At 21.7% G+C, this 626-nt stretch carries 1 protein-coding gene; it reads right to left on the bottom strand.

Annotation, left to right across the window (positions count from 1 at the left end; translation table 11 throughout):
- Positions 1-197: 197 nt before the first annotated feature.
- Entirely contained in the window at positions 198-416 is a 219-nt protein-coding gene (locus ACEW7V_RS01355; protein ID WP_374695639.1) for a hypothetical protein, read from the bottom strand.
- Between the last annotated feature and the right edge of the window lie 210 nt (positions 417-626).

The following is a 626-nucleotide window of genomic DNA, read 5'->3' as shown; positions in this document are numbered from 1 at the left end:
TAACATAATAAGTTAAACGTGGAATTTATCATATCCAATAGGACAACAAATATTTTTTCTATCAATGAAAAAATATTCTTTCAATATTGTTAATTCTCATTTGTTAAACCTGTTATTCATCCATAATTTTTTGATAAAAATTGTCACAAACATGTTTTATACGAATTTAAAATAGAAAATGGAAAACTATTGGAGTTTTAATTTTCTATAATTTGGCGCCAAGTATTTTTTTTACTGTTTTTTTCTAAAGAATCAAAAATATTAGAAATAGTTTTTCTTAAAGAAAAAATTATTAAAATCGAATTCACCTTTTTTAATAAAATTACCCTTAGAAAAATATAATTAAAATTTTTATCTAAATGTTGTTCTAAATTTAGATCTATATTATCATTGATTTTATTATTATCTAATTTCATTTTCAGAATAAAAATAATAAATTTCTTGATCGCTTATTTCATTTTCATGAAAAAAATTATTTTCATTGTAAGAGTTGCGCCAAGGATCTTCCATATGAGTTTTTCAGCTAATTGCCATGCTTTTAAATTACCATATATATATATATATATCAAGGATATGATTTATTGATTCTAAGTGTTTTGGTAGGAATTGCCAGCAATGCATGTATG

It is taken from the genome of Areca yellow leaf disease phytoplasma (assembly GCF_041920595.1).
The sequence above is the reverse complement of the archived record's forward strand: the minus strand, read 5'-3'. Positions and strand labels throughout refer to the sequence as shown.

Coding starts and splice junctions, on each gene's coding strand:
- ACEW7V_RS01355 (WP_374695639.1), bottom strand. CDS start 416: ATGAAATTAGATAATAATAAAATCAATGATAATATAGATCTAAATTTA.